The sequence below is a fragment of the Rhodococcoides fascians A25f genome (assembly GCF_000760935.2).
Taxonomy (GTDB): domain Bacteria; phylum Actinomycetota; class Actinomycetes; order Mycobacteriales; family Mycobacteriaceae; genus Rhodococcoides.
In genome coordinates, this window is record NZ_CP049744.1 from 2,597,063 (window position 1) to 2,611,530 (window position 14,468).

Here is a 14,468-nt window from a genome sequence, read left to right on the forward strand (position 1 = left end):
CATGTCGGAACTGCTCGAAAGTCCGCCGCGACACAGCACCCGCCGGGTTCTGGCGGTCGTGGTAGCGATATCGGTGGCGCTGTCCGCACTGGGCGGCATGCTGTGGGGCCTGTTGGCGCCTGCGCAGCAGTTGCTCGTGGTGGCGCAGGACCGCGGGGCGGCTCTGACCGGTGAAAGTCTGCACCGATTCGACGCCATCGCGATCTTCTCCCTCGTCTCGTTCGCGCTCGGTCTCGTCCTCCCGGTCGGTTGGTGGCTGTGGAAGTCGGAGCGGGGTCCACGCCTTTTCGTGGCAATCTTCGTGGGTGCGCTCGCCGGTTCGATCGCTGCGATCGTGGTCGGCAATGCTATTGCCGCCCTGCGATTTCCGAAGGCCACCGACCCTGCAGTGGGCTCGATCGTCACGGTGGCACCGAGCATCGAGACTCCACTGGTGCTGATCGTCCAGGCGCTGACGGCGTCGTTGGTCGTCCTGCTGTTGGCAGCAATGAACCCCAACGACAATCTGCGACATACCGATCCCGAACCCGAGGACGTGGACGCCGAGCCGTTCCCGCCGCCATCGTTCGATTCGAATCGGGCCGACTGACACGTCGGCCAGGTTCACGCCTGCGGAGGACGCAACGCAGCGAACTCGTCGGTGACCCGAATGCTGTTGTCGGCAAAGCGAAACAGAGCCGGCGGCCTGCCGCCGGCTTTGCCGGACGGTGCCCGACGGCCGGTGGGTTCGATGACGCCCCGACGGCTCAGCACCCGCTGCAGGTTGGTGGCATCCACCTGATACCCCAGTGCCGCACCGTAGATTTCGCGCAGCGACGAGATCGCGAAGTCGACCGGAGCCAGTGCGAAGCCGATATTGGTGTACGACAGCTTCGCTACCAAGCGGTGTCGGGCGTGAGCGACGACGGTTCCGTGGTCGAACGACATGTCGGGCAGCGCGGAAACCGGGTGCCATGCGGTGTCCGAGGGGAGTGTCGGCTCGGCCGATATCGGCACCAGGCCGAGGAACGTCGACGCGATCCGCCGATCTCCCGGTACGCGGTCGGGTTCGCTGAAGATGGACAGCTGTTCGAGGTGCGCAACCGAGCGCACATCGACCTTCTCGGCGAGCTGACGGCGCGCGGACGCGGCGAGATTCTCGTCGTCGCGCAGGGTCCCACCGGGAAGCGACCAGGTGCCGACCTCGGGGTCGAGAGCGCGCTGCCACAGCAGCACCGCCAGTTCGGGGCTATCCGGGTCGGAAAAGAATCGAACTTGGAACACCGCGATGAGTACTTCGTGGACGGTGCTACGATGAATCATGTTTTCGATCATAGGTCGAAAACTCCCTCGGAGGAAATTCGGTCACCGACGACCGGATGATCGGTGAAGGAGAACCGTCATGACCAGCAGCGCTACCCGGGTGAACATCCTGGACTCGGCATTCGCCGGAGTTCGCGACATCGTCGACGGAGCAGGTGGCTACGGGGGAGTGGAGGCAACTCCGGAATGGGCGGCCGAAGTACGACGGCTCGCCGATCTGCGCGGCGCGACGCTGCTCGCGCACAACTACCAGCTGCCCGCGATTCAGGACGTCGCGGACCATGTCGGCGACTCCCTAGCGCTCTCGCGTATGGCGGCCGAGGTCTCCGAGGACACGATCGTGTTCTGCGGAGTTCATTTCATGGCCGAGACCGCCAAGATCCTGAGCCCGCAGAAAACGATCCTGATCCCGGACCAGCGCGCCGGCTGCTCGCTGGCCGATTCCATCACCGCAGACCAGCTCCGCGAATGGAAGGCAGATTTTCCCGACGCTGTCGTCGTCTCGTACGTCAACACCACCGCCGAGATCAAAGCACTGACCGATATCTGCTGCACATCGTCCAACGCTGTGGAGGTCGTGCAGTCCATCGACCCCAGCCGCGACATCCTGTTCCTGCCCGATCAGTTCCTCGGCGCACACGTCAAGCGCGTGACAGGACGCGAGAACCTGCACATCTGGGCCGGAGAATGCCACGTGCACGCCGGCATCAACGGCGACGAGTTGGCCGAGAAGTCTCGCACCCATCCCGATGCAGAGCTGTACGTGCACCCCGAATGCGGTTGCGCCACGTCGGCTCTCTACCTCGCCGGCGAAGGGTTCGTTCCGGCCGAGAAGGTCAAGATCCTCTCCACCGGCGGCATGCTCGACGCTGCCCGCACCACCGCGTCGAAGCAGGTTCTGGTCGCCACCGAGATCGGCATGCTGCACCAACTGCGCATGGCCGCACCCGACGTCGACTTCCTCGCTGTCAACGACCGTGCATCGTGCGGCTACATGAAGATGATCACCCCTGCCGCGCTGCTTCGTTGCCTTGTCGAAGGGCGAGACGAGGTACATGTCGACCTCGAAACTGCGAACATCGCCAGCAAGTCGGTGCAGCGGATGATCGAAATCGGTACCCCCGGCGGCGGAGAGTGAATCCGTCCGTCGCGTGGGAAACGGGAGCTGATCTGGTCGTCGTAGGCGGCGGTATCGCCGGACTCACTGCGGCTCGTACCGCTGCCGCCCGCGGCCTCAGGGTGCTGACCGTGAGCAAGGGCAGCTCCACCGACACCGCGACGCAGTATGCCCAGGGCGGAATCGCGGTCGTCGGAGCAGAATTCGGCGATTCGATCGAATCGCACGTGGCCGATACGTGTGCTGCCGGTGCCGGACTGTGCGACGAGGACGCCGTGCGCTCCATCGTTGCGGGCGGGCGTGCGGCGATCGCTTCGCTCGAAGCTGCGGGAGCAGAATTCGATCGTGCTGCCGACGGCTCCGTCGCACGCACCAGGGAAGGCGGCCACAGTGTGCGCCGCATCATCCATGCCGGGGGCGACGCCACCGGTGCGGAGGTGCAGCGCACGCTCGACGGTGCAGTGCCGACGGTGCAGTTCGACACGACCGCGTTGCGGGTGCTGACCACCGAGGGCGAGGTTGTCGGTCTGCTCGTCCGCGGGCCCGACGGCCTCGGAATCGTTCATTGCCCGACGGTTCTCCTGGCCACCGGCGGACTGGGACAGCTGTACTCGTGCAGCACCAATCCGGCCGGCGCGACGGCAGACGGCATCGCACTCGCCCTCGATGCAGGTGCCCGCGTGGCCGATCTCGAATTCGTGCAGTTCCATCCCACGGTGCTGTTCGCTGCCGGGACGACGGGACGCCGTCCGTTGATCAGCGAGGCGGTACGCGGCGAGGGTGCCCACCTCGTCGATGTCACAGGCCGCGCGTTCATGGCCGGAGTGCACCCGCTCGGTGATCTTGCCCCGCGCGACGTGGTGTCCCGGGCCATTGCCGAACTGCTGCACGACAGCGGCGACGACCACGTGCTGCTGGACGCCCGCCGCGTGGAGCACTTCCACGAGCGATTCCCGACCGTGACCGCCTCGTGCCTCGAGGCCGGCATCGATCCGGCGACCAACCTGATTCCGGTGGCACCCGCAGCGCACTATTCATGCGGAGGAGTGGTGACGGACACGGCTGGACGCACCTCGGTTCCGGGCCTGCTCGCCGCGGGTGAAGTGGCACGCACGGGCTTGCACGGCGCGAACAGGTTGGCGTCGAACAGTCTGCTCGAAGGTCTTGTCGTGGGTGAGCGTGCGGCAATTGTGGCTGCCGAACGGGTCGGCAGGAGAGTCGAGGTCACGGACCTCGCGCTACCCACCTATCGCCGCATCGACCGCGGCGTGCTGCAGCGCACGATGACTGCCGAGGTCGGTGTGGTTCGCGATGCGGTGGGACTCGCTGCGGCACAACGTGTCCTGGCTCAGGGTGTCGTATCGGAACCGCCGGTCGATGCACGTGCAGTCGAGGATGCTGCGTTGACGGCCGCGGCGGAGGTCATCGTCCTGGCCGCGAACCACCGCCGCGAAAGCAGAGGGTGCCACACCCGACGCGATTTCCCCGAGAGTGCGCCGGCGCAACGCCGAAGCCTGCACATCGAACGAGATCCCGACGGACGGCTGGGGATCGTGAACGACGACGTGATGACGGGAGCGAGCTGACATGTCCGAAATCTCGACCGAGGTGAACCCGGGTGTCGACCGAGCGGAGGTGCTCGCACTGATCCGGACGGCGCTGGACGAGGACTTGCGGTACGGGCCCGACATCACCACCACGGCAACGGTTTCCGAGGACGCGGTGGCGACGGCCTCGGTCGTGTCACGCCAGTTCGGCACGATCGCGGGCCTCGACGTCGGCCTTCTGGTTCTCGACGAGGTGATCGGTCACGAGGGGTATTCCATCGTGCATCGCGTCGAGGACGGGGCGAATGTGGAACCAGGACAGGCCGTTCTGACGGTTCAGGCCCCGACTCGAGGGTTGCTCACGGCCGAGCGCACGATGCTCAACATCGTGTGCCATCTCTCGGGGATCGCCACCGCGACTGCCGGCTGGGTCGCCGAGGTTGCAGACACCGAGTGCAAGATTCGAGACAGTCGAAAGACGTTGCCGGGCATGCGTTCGTTGCAGAAGTACGCGGTGCGCGCCGGCGGTGGCGTCAATCATCGAATGGGGTTGGGCGATGCTGCGCTCATCAAGGACAATCACGTTGCGGCTGCCGGTTCGGTCGTCGCTGCGTTGAACGCGGTGCGGGCCGCTGCACCGAACATCGCCTGTGAAGTGGAGGTCGACAGCCTCGAACAACTCGACCAGGTGCTTGCAGAGAACGTCGAACTCGTTCTGCTGGACAACTTTGCGCTGTGGCAGACACAGATGGCGGTCCAGCGTCGTGACAAGTTCGCTCCCGAGACCAAGCTGGAATCCTCGGGTGGGTTGACGGTCGACGTGGCACGGGATTACGCGCGGACGGGGGTCGACTTTCTTGCCGTGGGCGGTCTGACACACTCGGTGACAGTGCTCGATCTCGGTCTGGACATGTAGTCAGGCGATGTGAGGAATTCGTTCGAAGATGGAAGTACAGAGTGCCCGCCTCGACAGCTGGATCTGGGCGGTGCGGTTGTTCAAGACGCGGTCCGCGGCCGCCGCTGCCTGCCGCGGTGGGCACGTCCGCGTCAACGGAACCCCCGCCAAGCCTGGTCTGCGAATCGGCCCGAACGACGAGGTTCGGCTGCGGGTCGACGGAGTCGAGAAGATCGTCGTGGTCGTGCGGGCGATCACCAAGCGTGTCGGTGCAGCTGTCGTCCCCGAGTGCCTGATCGATCAGAGTCCGCCGCCGCCTCCGAAGGAAGTTCTGGCCTCCGTACCGCGTCGTGATCGAGGAGCAGGTAGACCGACCAAGCGCGATCGTCGTGAGATCGACCGACTGCGGGGCCTGGGTCTCTAGTGCGCGCGAACCTATTCAGTTACCTTAGGTAACGACAAGAGGCTCGTACGCGCAAGGAGGTGTGGCATGGACTCCGTCCAGTGGACGTCACGTTTCGCGGCTGTGTACTTTGTGGCAGCAGCGTTGCTGCTCATTCTGTTTCTGGCTATCGATGCGTCCCTCGCCATTGCCGCACCGCTTCTGTTGCTGTCGGTGGGACTCGGAATCGCAGTTCTGATTCGCAATCGAAAGCGTCACCCTGTTCGCTGAGGCGCTTGAGGGCCTGCCCAGGCAGAGCTGTGCCGTGATGCTGGTGTAGGTCGTCATGCGGGTTGTCGTGGTTCCTCGTCGCCTGTGTCGTCGTGCTGGTCGGGTGGGTACAGGACTTCTTCGGGGTGGTGTGCGTGATTGATGAGCCCGCGGCGCTTGGGGTCCATTCCTGTGGGTGGGTGCCATAGGGTGCGGCCCGGATATCGATGTGCTGCTGTGGTTTTGGTGGTTGCCCATTTTCCTGGTCCGGTGCCGACGAGGGCGTGGTGCATGTCGCAGCCGAAGGTCAGGGAGTCGATGTCGGTGGGTCCGCCGTCTGTCCAGTCGTCGAGGTGGTGGGCTTGGCGCCAGGTCGCGGGGCGGGTGCAGGAGGGGAAGCTGCAGCCGCGGTCGCGGGCGATGAGCACGATGCGTTGGTCGGCGGAGGCGATGCGTTTGGACCGACCGAGGTACAGGGCTCGGCCGTGGTCGTCGAAGATGGTCAGGTAGTGGTGGGCGTGGGAGGCCATACGGATCGCATCGCGGATGGACACGCGGGATCCGGTGCCGGTCATCGCGTAACCACAACCGGCGTCGAGATCTTTCAAACTCATGGTGACGATGGCGGTGACGGGGAGGCCGCGGTGGGTGCCGAGGTTCCCGGAGGCGAGTGTGTGCCGTAGTGCCATTTTCAGGGCGTCGTGACGGCGTTCGTTCTGGGTGCGTCGATCCCGCGCGGCGGCAGCATCCCGCGTAGCGGTGTCGGGTGCGCCCTCGGTATCGGTTATGCCGTCCGGGTCAGCAGCGTCCTTGGGTGCCGCTGGGTCCTTGGGTGCCGCTGTGCCGTCGTGCGTTGTGCTACAACGACAGTCGACACCAATGCCGCAATCGTCGTCACTGTCGTTGTTCGTCTCATCCCACAGGCCTGCATCGCCGGACCCCGCATCGCTGGCACCTGCTTCGTGGGCGGCCGGCTCGGGCTTCGGCGCTGTGGCTCCGCCGCTCCTGTCGCCCTCGTCGTCGCTGCCGCTCCCGTCGCCCTCGTCGTCGCTGCCGCTCCCGTCGCCCTCGTCGTCGCTGCCGTTCTCGCCATCTCCATCGTCGTGGACGACCGATGTCGGGTCGGCCGGATTGTTCACGCCGGGTTTCGCGGCTTTGGAGAACAGGGCCTCGAGGTAGGCGCGTAGTTCGGAATCGACGCAGAAGTTGCCTTCCGACATACCGTCGGCACCCTGCTCACCGAGATAGAAGAACGCATCGCGTCGCTTCCGGGGCTTGGGCTTACCGTCCTCGTCCTCGTCCTCGTCGTAGTCGCCGTCGGGGTTGAGGATGGAGTCCAGGTGCGCCACCAACGGCGCGAAATCGTCGGGGCGTCTGGTCGAGGCGTAGCCCACCAACTGCTGTTCTGCGAGATCGCGGGTCTGCAGATCGACACTGGCAGACAAGTGCTTGAAGAATTCGCGGATCATCTGCACATGCTTGGCATCGAGCAACCCCGCCCGCAATGCTTCCGCGGTATGCGGCAGCAACGGAGGCAGAACCTCACCGGACAATGCCGTCCGATCTCCCAACTCCGCAGCCAGTCGAACTCGCGCGCCTGCTGCGCGTGGGGTGATCCGCAGCATCCATGCCACCGAGCACGGCACCGACCCCGGATACACATCGAGGCCGCGCTGGGGGATCAGCTCGTTGAGCCAGGTGTACGAGTAGGCCGTCACCGATCGGGTGAGTGTTTCCATGCGTTGGATCACCGCACGCCGGTCGGCGTTCGTCCACGACACCGACCCCTGCCCGGCCAACTCGGCGACCGCGGACTCGACACGGTTCACCAACACCGACAACTCGGGATCGGACACCTCAGGGGCGGGCGGCACCGTTTCGATGCCGTCCACCCCTGATCCGCCGTCCCCCGAAAGCATGAACAGAATCTATCGCGACCCACCGACAAGTTTTCGAACACACGTTCCCGCGGACCGGAAGCGACGTGGGGAGACCGACTCAGCGACGCTTGCCGCTGCGGCGGGCGTTCGTTTTCGTCTTCGCAACCGGACGGGCCGGCTTGGAGGGGTGCGCCTTCTTCTTCTTGACCGGCGCATCGTCTGCCGAGCCTCGTGAACTTCGGGTCGACCGTCCTCGAACGATGCCGATGAACTCCTCGATGCGGTCGTCCTCGTGTTCGGCGACCCACGCCAATGCAATCTGGGAGTGCTCGATGTCGGTCACCGGGCGGTAGACCAGATCTTTGCGAGCGTTGAATCGGGCCACCGAGTGCGGCACGATCGCCACCCCCAGCCCGGCCGCCACGTACTCGAACGTCTCGGCAGTGGAATTCATCGGGGGCAGGGCAGGGCGGTTGCCGGCTTCGAGTTCCGTTGCCACAGCTGCCCATTCGGGCACCGTCGCGGGATCGGCCAGCAGATGCTCGTCGGCGAGATCGCTCGCGGTGACAGAATCGAATGCTGCGACGGCATGGTCTTTCGGGACCACCACAACCTGGACTTCCTGATACAGGCCGATCGCATTGAGGCCCTCCCGATCCAACGGCGGTCGTACGAAGCTCACGTCGACCGTTCCGTCGTGCAGGGCCGACACCTGAGTCTCCGGCGTCGTAGCCGTTACGGACAGCGTGACGTCCGGGAACCGATCCGCCCAGATTCGCGTCCACTTCGTCAGCGTCACACCTTCGGCGTAGCCGATGGTGAACGTCGTCGGCTGGGTAGCGGCGGCCTGCGCGAGCTCCGAGCGCCGATCGTCCTCGGCAATCTCCACCAGAGCCCGCTCGAGCAGAGCGCGGCCGTCCTCGGTGAGTTCGGTGGGGGAGACGCCCGGCACGAACAGGTCGACGCCGAGTTGCTCCTCGAGTTCCACGATGGTCTTGCTCAGGCGGATTCGCGATATTCCGAGCGACTGAGCAGCGCGGGCGAAATGCAGTTGTTGCGCCACTGCGGCGTACCAGCGCAGTGTCTGCACGTCGATGTTCACGGAGTCGAGCCTATGGGACGGCGCGCACCGTGCGGGACGGTGGCGTCGAGACCGCGGAATGCCGGATAAGCTGGTCGGGTGAGCCCGGAGAACAAACAGCAGACCATGAAGCCATTGACCGCGGCGAACAAGCTCGGCATCTACCTTCCCGCAGCGCCCGAAGAGTTTCGGAACTCGATGGTCAGCAGGTCCGACCTCGACGCGTTGCGCAACGATCCGCCGCAGTGGCTGACCGAACTGCAGACCAACGGACCGTTCCCGCGCGACGTCATCGCGAAGAAGCTCGGCGTGTCCATCGCAGGCCTTGCCCGCGGCGGAGTCACCGAAGCATTGACCAGTGAAGCCATCGACGAGCTCGTCGCCAGCCCGCCGCAGTGGCTCGTTCGTGAGCGCCGCACGCAGATCCAGGTTCGCAAGGATGCCGAACGAATCAAGGAGAAGCAGGAAGCGCGTCGTACTGCAGGGAACCGGCCGACCAAGCTGCGCAACCTCTAGCGCGAGACCACTCCGTCGAGGTAGAGCCAGCGGCCGCCCACGCGGACGAATCGACTTACCTCGCTCATCGTGCCCGCACCCTCGGGGTGCTTGTAGTGCGCTCGGAACTCGACTGTTCCCCCGTCGTCGAACAGGCCGCCCGCGTCGACCCCGACGATGTCGAGTCGGTACCACCGCTGATCGGGGTCCAGTTCCAATTCGGTGGGCGCAGTATCGGGATGCCACGACGCGCGCAGATAGTCGACGTCTTCGACAGCGAACGCGGTGAATCGAGACCGCATCAGCTTCTCGGCTGTCGGCGCGCTCGCATCGCCGCGCAGATACGGCTCGCAACACGCGTCGAACGTGTCACCACTCGAACATGGACACCGTCGACTCACTCCGCTGCTTCCACTTCCACTGTGTAAGTACCGAGTTCGTGCTCGTCGCGCTTACCGACATCCTGAATCCACGTGTTGGCTTCGAGGAGAGTGTCGAACAATCCCAACGGGATCGGGTCTCCGCCGAGCGCGTTCTTCATGATCACGCGGTACTTCCTCACGGTGTCACCCGACGGACAGTCGCGAGAAACGTTGCGGCAGCGAAGAACATCCCGGCGAACGTGCGATTCATCGTCTTCTGTTGGCGCTGTGAGCGCATCAGCCGCAGCACCCGAGATGCCAGCGAGGTGTATCCGGTCATCACCAGCATGTCGACCGCGACCATCGTGGCCGCGATGACCAGGTACTGAGCGAGCAGGGGCCGCGCCGGATCGAGGAACTGGGGAAGGACGGCGACCATGAACACGACGGCCTTCGGGTTACTGGCGTTGACCAGGAATCCTCGTGCCAGCATCGTCGTTCCGCGATCGGCCACCGCGGGGGCGTCGGCGACGTCGGTGGGAGCTGCACGCCACTGACGAACACCCAGGTAGACCAGGTACGCAACACCGAACCACTTGATCGCGGTGAACGCCAGCGCCGAGCTGGCGAGGACTGCACCCAGTCCGACGGCGACGATGCCGATCTGCAAAAGCAAGCCGATCTGCAGACCGAAGATGTTCCAGTACCCGCGGCGCAGGCCGTAGCGAAGCCCGGTGGACATCGATGCGATGGCACCGGCACCGGGGGACAGACTGATGACGATGCTCGCGCCGAGAAACGCGAGCCACACTGACCAGGACATGTGTTCATTGAACTATGCCCGTCAATTCGCTTTCGTCTCGACCGGTGTGTCGAACGAGGCGCTGTGGGGTAGGCCGTGGGAATGGCAGACATCAGAACTATCGACACAGGTCCGCAGCAAGTCACCCGTCAGACCGAGGTGCGGGCGTCGGCGACCGAATTGTTCGACATCGTCGCCGATCCCACTCGGCACGGCGAGCTCGACGGATCGGGCACGGTCAAGGACACCGTCCGCGGTCCCGATCGCCTCAGCACCGGCGCGAAGTTCTCCGTCGGCATGAAGCAGTACGGCGTGCCGTACAAGATCACCAGCACCGTCACCGAATTCGTCGACGCCGATCGGCACAAGGTCGTCGAGTGGCAGCACCCGATGGGTCACAGCTGGCGCTGGGAATTCGTGGAGACGCAGCCGGGCCTGACCACGGTGACCGAAAGCTTCAAGTACGGCACCGCCAAGGTCCCGAAGATGCTCGAGCTGTTCAAGATGCCGCAGAAGAACGCGCAGGGCATCAAGAGCACGTTGCACAACCTGGCTGCCCGCTACGCCTGACCTGAATCTATTCTGACCGGCATGCCGATCGATCCCGACACCAAGAACTGGACCTGGGTACTGGAGCGAGCGTGCCCGGATTGCGGGTTCGACTCGAGTGCCGTCGATTACGACGACATCCCGGACCTGATCCGCGCCGACGTCGAGCGTTGGGATGCAGTTCTTCGGCGCGACGACGTAGCGCTGCGCCCCGACGACGCGACGTGGTCTGCGCTCGAATACGCCGCTCATGTCCGTGACGCGCATCGGATTTTTCGTACCCGCCTGGAGCTGGTGCTCACCGAGGACGATCCTGAGTTCGCGAACTGGGACCAGGACGCCACCGCGGTGTCCGAGAACTACAACGATCAGAACCCTGCGGCGGTGGCGGCGGAGCTCGGCGATGCTGCCCGGGCCCTCGCCGACGATTTCGCCGCCGTGCCGCCGGAGAAGCGCCACCGGACGGGTCGACGCAGCGACGGGTCGAACTTCTCCGTCGAATCACTCGCCGCGTACTACATCCACGATCCGATTCACCATCTGTGGGACGTGCGGGGCTGAGCCGAATTCGGTGGAACTATCCTGGGAGTTCGGACAACACTGATTCGACCGAACCCCGGCACCGAACCGACTTCACGAAGGGGCCCACTATGCCTGCCCGCATCGAGCTCGCCCGCGTCGATCTACGCGGACGAACTCCATCCACTGCCGAACTACGCGGCGCACTTCCCCGAGGCGGAGTGGATGTCGATTCGGTGCTGCATCAGGTTCGCCCCGTCGTCGACGCGGTCAAGGAGCGCGGTACCGACGCGGCCCTCGAGTTCAGCGAGAAGTTCGACGGAGTCCGACCGGACCGCATTCGAGTTCCTCAGCAGGAATTGGTTCGTGCACTCGAGGAGCTGGATCCGGCCGTCCGGGCCGCGCTCGAGGTTGCCATCGAACGAACCCGTCTGGTGCACTCTGATCAGCGCCGAACCGACCACACCACTCAGGTGGTACCCGGCGGCACCGTGACCGAGCGCTGGATTCCGGTCGATCGCGTAGGGCTCTACGTGCCCGGTGGCAACGCCGTGTACCCGTCGTCGGTCGTGATGAATGTCGTTCCGGCCCAGATTGCAGGTGTCGGTTCGCTGGTGGTGGCGTCACCGCCGCAGAAGAACTTCGGTGGCCTGCCCCACCCGACCATCCTCGCGGCCGCGCAGCTCCTCGGCGTCGACGAGGTCTGGGCTGTCGGCGGCGGCCAGGGCGTTGCGCTGCTCACCTACGGCGGTGTGGATACCGATGGGGGCGAACTGGCACCGGTCGATCTGATCACCGGTCCCGGCAACATCTACGTCACCGCCGCCAAGCGGCTGTGCCGCTCGCTCATCGGAATCGACTCCGAGGCAGGCCCCACCGAGATCGCGATTCTCGCCGACGGCACCGCTGACCCGATACATGTGGCAGCAGACTTGATCAGCCAGGCCGAACACGACGTCATGGCCGCCAGTGTGCTGGTGACCGACAGTATGGAGCTCGCCGAGGCCGTGGACGAGGCTGTCAATGCGCAGATCGCGTTCACCCGGCACGCGGAACGCGTCACCACGGCACTGAACGGCAGCCAGTCCGGCATCGTGCTGGTCGACGACGTCACGCAAGGGTTGGCGGTGGTCAACGCGTACGCCGCCGAACACCTCGAGATTCAGACGAAGGACGCGTCCGACGTCGCGGCTCGGGTGCGCAGCGCCGGTGCCGTGTTCGTCGGAGCCTGGTCGCCGGTGAGCCTCGGTGACTACTGCGCCGGGTCCAATCACGTGCTCCCGACGGCCGGGTGCGCTCGGCACTCGTCCGGCCTGAGCGTGCAGACGTTCCTGCGGGGCATCCACGTGGTGGACTACAGCGAAGCCGCGCTCAAAGATGTTGCTGCGCATGTCATTGCCCTGGCCGATGCGGAGGATCTGCCGGCCCACGGCGAAGCGGTGCGGCTGCGGTTCGAAGGGTTGCGCACCGGTGATGCGTCATGAGTGATGCTCTGGGACAGTCGGTTTCGCTGGAAGACTTACCTCTGCGCGAGGCGCTGATCGGCAAGTCGCCGTACGGCGCGCCGCAGCTCACCGTTCCGGTTCAGTTGAACACCAACGAGAATCCGCATCCGCCGACGCAGGCGTTGATCGACGACGTCGCCGAATCGGTGCGGATCGCGGCTGCGCAACTGCACCGCTACCCGGACCGCGATGCCGACGAGTTGCGTGCCGACCTCGCGCGCTACCTCACCGACCAGACCGGCTTCGCAGTCGCCACCGCCAACGTGTGGGCAGCCAACGGATCGAACGAAATTCTGCAGCAGCTTCTGCAGGCGTTCGGCGGACCGGACCGCACCGCGCTGGGTTTCGTGCCGTCGTACTCGATGCACCCGATCATCTCATCGGGAACTCAGACCGAATGGATTCCGGCGAAGCGTCGGGCAGACTTCTCGCTCGACGTCGACTATGCGGTGCACGCGATCGAGGAGCGTAAGCCCGACGTCGTGTTCGTCACCAGCCCCAACAATCCGACGGGGCACAGCATCGACGAGCAGGATCTGCGGCGGATCCTCGACGCCGCACCGGGAATCGTGGTGGTCGACGAGGCCTACGCCGAATTCTCCTCCGCGACAAGCGCAATCGGACTGATCGAGAGCTATCCCAGCAAGATCGTGGTCAGCCGAACCATGAGCAAAGCGTTCGCGTTCGCCGGTGGTCGGCTGGGATACCTCGTTGCGGCCCCGGCCGTCGTCGACGCAATGTTGTTGGTGCGCTTGCCCTATCACCTGTCTGTGGTCACCCAGGCCGCCGCTCGCGCGGCACTGCGGCATGCCTCGGACACCCTCGGCAGCGTGGCCGAGCTCTCGGCCGAGCGTGATCGGGTTGCACGTGCACTCGCCGGCCAGGGATACGACGTGGTCCCGTCCGACGCCAACTTCCTGCTCTTCGGCCGGTTCTCCGATGCGGCCGCAACCTGGACGCGGTACCTGGACGAAGGCGTCCTCATCCGGGACGTCGGAATTCCTGAATATCTACGCGTCACCATCGGACTGGCGCACGAGAACGACCGATTCCTCACCGTCAGCGCAGCACTCGCATCGACCGAAACAGCAGAGGCACCGAAGTGACCACACCCGCTCCCCGCATCGCCAAGATCGAGCGCACCACCAAGGAATCCGACATCTCGGTCGAGCTGAACCTCGATGGCACGGGCATCGTCGACATCTCCACCGGCGTTCCGTTCTACGACCACATGCTCACCGCGCTGGGCACCCATGCTCGTTTCGACCTCACGGTTCGGGCGAAGGGCGACATCGAGATCGAGGCACATCACACCGTCGAGGACACCGCCATCGTGCTCGGTCAAGCCCTCGGGCAGGCCCTCGGCGACAAGGCGGGGATCACCCGGTTCGGCGACTCGTTCATTCCGATGGACGAAACGCTCGTGCACGCGGCCGTCGATGTGTCCGGTCGTCCGTACTGCGTGCACACCGGCGAGCCGGACTACATGGTGCATTCGGTGATCGGCGGCTACCCCGGTGTTCCGTATTCCACTGTGATCAACAAGCACGTGTTCGAGACGCTGGCCTCGAACGCTCGGATCGCGTTGCACGTCCGAGTGATCTACGGCCGCGACCAGCATCACATCACGGAGGCGGAGTTCAAAGCGGTCGCGCGGGCACTGCGTCAGGCCACCGAGTACGACCCGCGGGTCACCGGAGTTCTGTCCACCAAGGGAAGTCTGTGATCGATCGACCGGCGCTCGTACTTTGAGCGGTCTGCT

At 65.0% G+C, this 14,468-nt stretch carries 18 protein-coding genes; 12 read left to right on the forward strand and 6 right to left on the reverse strand.

Annotation, left to right across the window (positions count from 1 at the left end; genetic code table 11):
* The first annotated feature begins 1 nt into the window (after nt 1).
* Entirely contained in the window at nt 2-589 is a 588-nt protein-coding gene (locus BH93_RS12365; RefSeq protein WP_242459192.1) for a DUF2567 domain-containing protein, read from the forward strand.
* Nucleotides 590-603: 14 nt separating this feature from the next.
* Here BH93_RS12365 and BH93_RS12370 read toward each other — a convergent pair whose 3' ends face one another.
* On the reverse strand, nt 604-1,302 hold the full coding sequence (locus BH93_RS12370; protein ID WP_037177973.1) for an NUDIX hydrolase: 699 nt from the start codon (nt 1,300-1,302) through the stop codon (nt 604-606).
* A gap of 79 nt (nt 1,303-1,381) precedes the next feature.
* Between BH93_RS12370 and nadA the strand changes: the two genes are divergently transcribed.
* From nadA to BH93_RS12395, 5 genes are all read left to right on the forward strand, one after another.
* A complete protein-coding gene (gene nadA / locus BH93_RS12375) occupies nt 1,382-2,440 on the forward strand; it encodes a quinolinate synthase NadA (protein ID WP_052065879.1) in 1,059 nt (352 codons plus the stop codon).
* On the forward strand, nt 2,437-4,005 hold the full coding sequence (locus BH93_RS12380) for an L-aspartate oxidase (RefSeq protein ID WP_037177532.1): 1,569 nt from the start codon (nt 2,437-2,439) through the stop codon (nt 4,003-4,005). Before nadA ends, BH93_RS12380 begins: the two co-directional genes overlap by 4 nt.
* A gap of 1 nt (nt 4,006) precedes the next feature.
* Nucleotides 4,007-4,882, forward strand: coding sequence for a carboxylating nicotinate-nucleotide diphosphorylase (gene nadC / locus BH93_RS12385; RefSeq protein WP_037177535.1), 876 nt, complete (start codon nt 4,007-4,009; stop codon nt 4,880-4,882).
* Between the two features lie 28 nt (nt 4,883-4,910).
* Nucleotides 4,911-5,285: an RNA-binding S4 domain-containing protein gene (locus BH93_RS12390; RefSeq protein ID WP_037177537.1), complete on the forward strand. Its 375-nt coding sequence runs from the start codon at nt 4,911-4,913 to the stop codon at nt 5,283-5,285.
* Between the two features lie 66 nt (nt 5,286-5,351).
* The gene (locus BH93_RS12395) at nt 5,352-5,534 is read left to right on the forward strand and encodes a hypothetical protein (RefSeq protein ID WP_037177539.1); all 183 of its coding nucleotides are present in this window, start codon (nt 5,352-5,354) and stop codon (nt 5,532-5,534) included.
* Between the two features lie 53 nt (nt 5,535-5,587).
* Here the strand turns inward: BH93_RS12395 and BH93_RS12400 are convergent, their stop codons facing one another.
* Complete coding sequence (locus BH93_RS12400) at nt 5,588-7,432, reverse strand: DUF222 domain-containing protein (RefSeq protein WP_052065889.1); 1,845 nt, start codon at nt 7,430-7,432, stop codon at nt 5,588-5,590.
* Nucleotides 7,433-7,511: 79 nt separating this feature from the next.
* Nucleotides 7,512-8,495: a LysR family transcriptional regulator gene (locus BH93_RS12405; protein ID WP_037177542.1), complete on the reverse strand. Its 984-nt coding sequence runs from the start codon at nt 8,493-8,495 to the stop codon at nt 7,512-7,514.
* A gap of 78 nt (nt 8,496-8,573) precedes the next feature.
* On the opposite strand from BH93_RS12405, the gene BH93_RS12410 reads away from it, so the two are divergent.
* On the forward strand, nt 8,574-8,990 hold the full coding sequence (locus BH93_RS12410) for a DUF5997 family protein (protein ID WP_037177545.1): 417 nt from the start codon (nt 8,574-8,576) through the stop codon (nt 8,988-8,990).
* Here BH93_RS12410 and BH93_RS12415 read toward each other — a convergent pair.
* From BH93_RS12415 to rhtB, 3 genes are read right to left on the reverse strand one after another with little or no spacing between them, the layout of a single operon-like run.
* Entirely contained in the window at nt 8,987-9,370 is a 384-nt protein-coding gene (locus BH93_RS12415) for a YchJ family protein (RefSeq protein ID WP_037177547.1), read from the reverse strand. The two genes, BH93_RS12410 and BH93_RS12415, sit on opposite strands and share 4 nt — an antisense overlap.
* Entirely contained in the window at nt 9,367-9,516 is a 150-nt protein-coding gene (locus tag BH93_RS12420; protein WP_155289322.1) for a hypothetical protein, read from the reverse strand. Before BH93_RS12420 ends, BH93_RS12415 begins: the two co-directional genes overlap by 4 nt.
* A gap of 11 nt (nt 9,517-9,527) precedes the next feature.
* Nucleotides 9,528-10,154, reverse strand: a complete 627-nt coding sequence (gene rhtB / locus BH93_RS12425) for a homoserine/homoserine lactone efflux protein (RefSeq protein WP_032403982.1) — start codon at nt 10,152-10,154, stop codon at nt 9,528-9,530.
* Between the two features lie 81 nt (nt 10,155-10,235).
* Here rhtB and BH93_RS12430 point away from each other — a divergent pair, with 81 nt between their 5' ends.
* The 5 genes from BH93_RS12430 (at nt 10,236) to hisB (ending at nt 14,432) form a co-directional block, all read left to right on the forward strand.
* Entirely contained in the window at nt 10,236-10,703 is a 468-nt protein-coding gene (locus BH93_RS12430; RefSeq protein ID WP_037177550.1) for an SRPBCC family protein, read from the forward strand.
* A gap of 21 nt (nt 10,704-10,724) precedes the next feature.
* Nucleotides 10,725-11,243, forward strand: a complete 519-nt coding sequence (locus BH93_RS12435) for a DinB family protein (protein ID WP_037177552.1) — start codon at nt 10,725-10,727, stop codon at nt 11,241-11,243.
* An 89-nt stretch (nt 11,244-11,332) separates the two neighbouring features.
* Nucleotides 11,333-12,685, forward strand: coding sequence for a histidinol dehydrogenase (gene hisD, locus BH93_RS12440; RefSeq protein WP_037177555.1), 1,353 nt, complete (start codon nt 11,333-11,335; stop codon nt 12,683-12,685).
* Entirely contained in the window at nt 12,682-13,812 is a 1,131-nt protein-coding gene (locus BH93_RS12445) for a histidinol-phosphate transaminase (protein WP_037177557.1), read from the forward strand. Before hisD ends, BH93_RS12445 begins: the two co-directional genes overlap by 4 nt.
* Nucleotides 13,809-14,432: an imidazoleglycerol-phosphate dehydratase HisB gene (gene hisB / locus BH93_RS12450; RefSeq protein WP_032394340.1), complete on the forward strand. Its 624-nt coding sequence runs from the start codon at nt 13,809-13,811 to the stop codon at nt 14,430-14,432. The genes BH93_RS12445 and hisB overlap by 4 nt, the downstream gene beginning before the upstream one ends.
* Nucleotides 14,433-14,468 lie beyond the last annotated feature (36 nt).

What these genes read in the sequence shown, in the direction of transcription:
- BH93_RS12365 (WP_242459192.1), top strand. Translation starts at nt 2, where the DNA reads ATGTCGGAACTGCTCGAAAGTCCGCCGCGACACAGCACCCGCCGGGTT.
- BH93_RS12435 (WP_037177552.1), top strand. Translation starts at nt 10,725, where the DNA reads ATGCCGATCGATCCCGACACCAAGAACTGGACCTGGGTACTGGAGCGA.
- hisD (WP_037177555.1), top strand. Translation starts at nt 11,333, where the DNA reads ATGCCTGCCCGCATCGAGCTCGCCCGCGTCGATCTACGCGGACGAACT.
- rhtB (WP_032403982.1), bottom strand. Translation starts at nt 10,154, where the DNA reads ATGTCCTGGTCAGTGTGGCTCGCGTTTCTCGGCGCGAGCATCGTCATC.
- BH93_RS12390 (WP_037177537.1), top strand. Translation starts at nt 4,911, where the DNA reads ATGGAAGTACAGAGTGCCCGCCTCGACAGCTGGATCTGGGCGGTGCGG.
- nadA (WP_052065879.1), top strand. Translation starts at nt 1,382, where the DNA reads ATGACCAGCAGCGCTACCCGGGTGAACATCCTGGACTCGGCATTCGCC.
- BH93_RS12370 (WP_037177973.1), bottom strand. Translation starts at nt 1,302, where the DNA reads ATGATTCATCGTAGCACCGTCCACGAAGTACTCATCGCGGTGTTCCAA.
- BH93_RS12445 (WP_037177557.1), top strand. Translation starts at nt 12,682, where the DNA reads ATGAGTGATGCTCTGGGACAGTCGGTTTCGCTGGAAGACTTACCTCTG.
- nadC (WP_037177535.1), top strand. Translation starts at nt 4,007, where the DNA reads ATGTCCGAAATCTCGACCGAGGTGAACCCGGGTGTCGACCGAGCGGAG.
- BH93_RS12395 (WP_037177539.1), top strand. Translation starts at nt 5,352, where the DNA reads ATGGACTCCGTCCAGTGGACGTCACGTTTCGCGGCTGTGTACTTTGTG.
- BH93_RS12400 (WP_052065889.1), bottom strand. Translation starts at nt 7,432, where the DNA reads ATGCTTTCGGGGGACGGCGGATCAGGGGTGGACGGCATCGAAACGGTG.
- BH93_RS12430 (WP_037177550.1), top strand. Translation starts at nt 10,236, where the DNA reads ATGGCAGACATCAGAACTATCGACACAGGTCCGCAGCAAGTCACCCGT.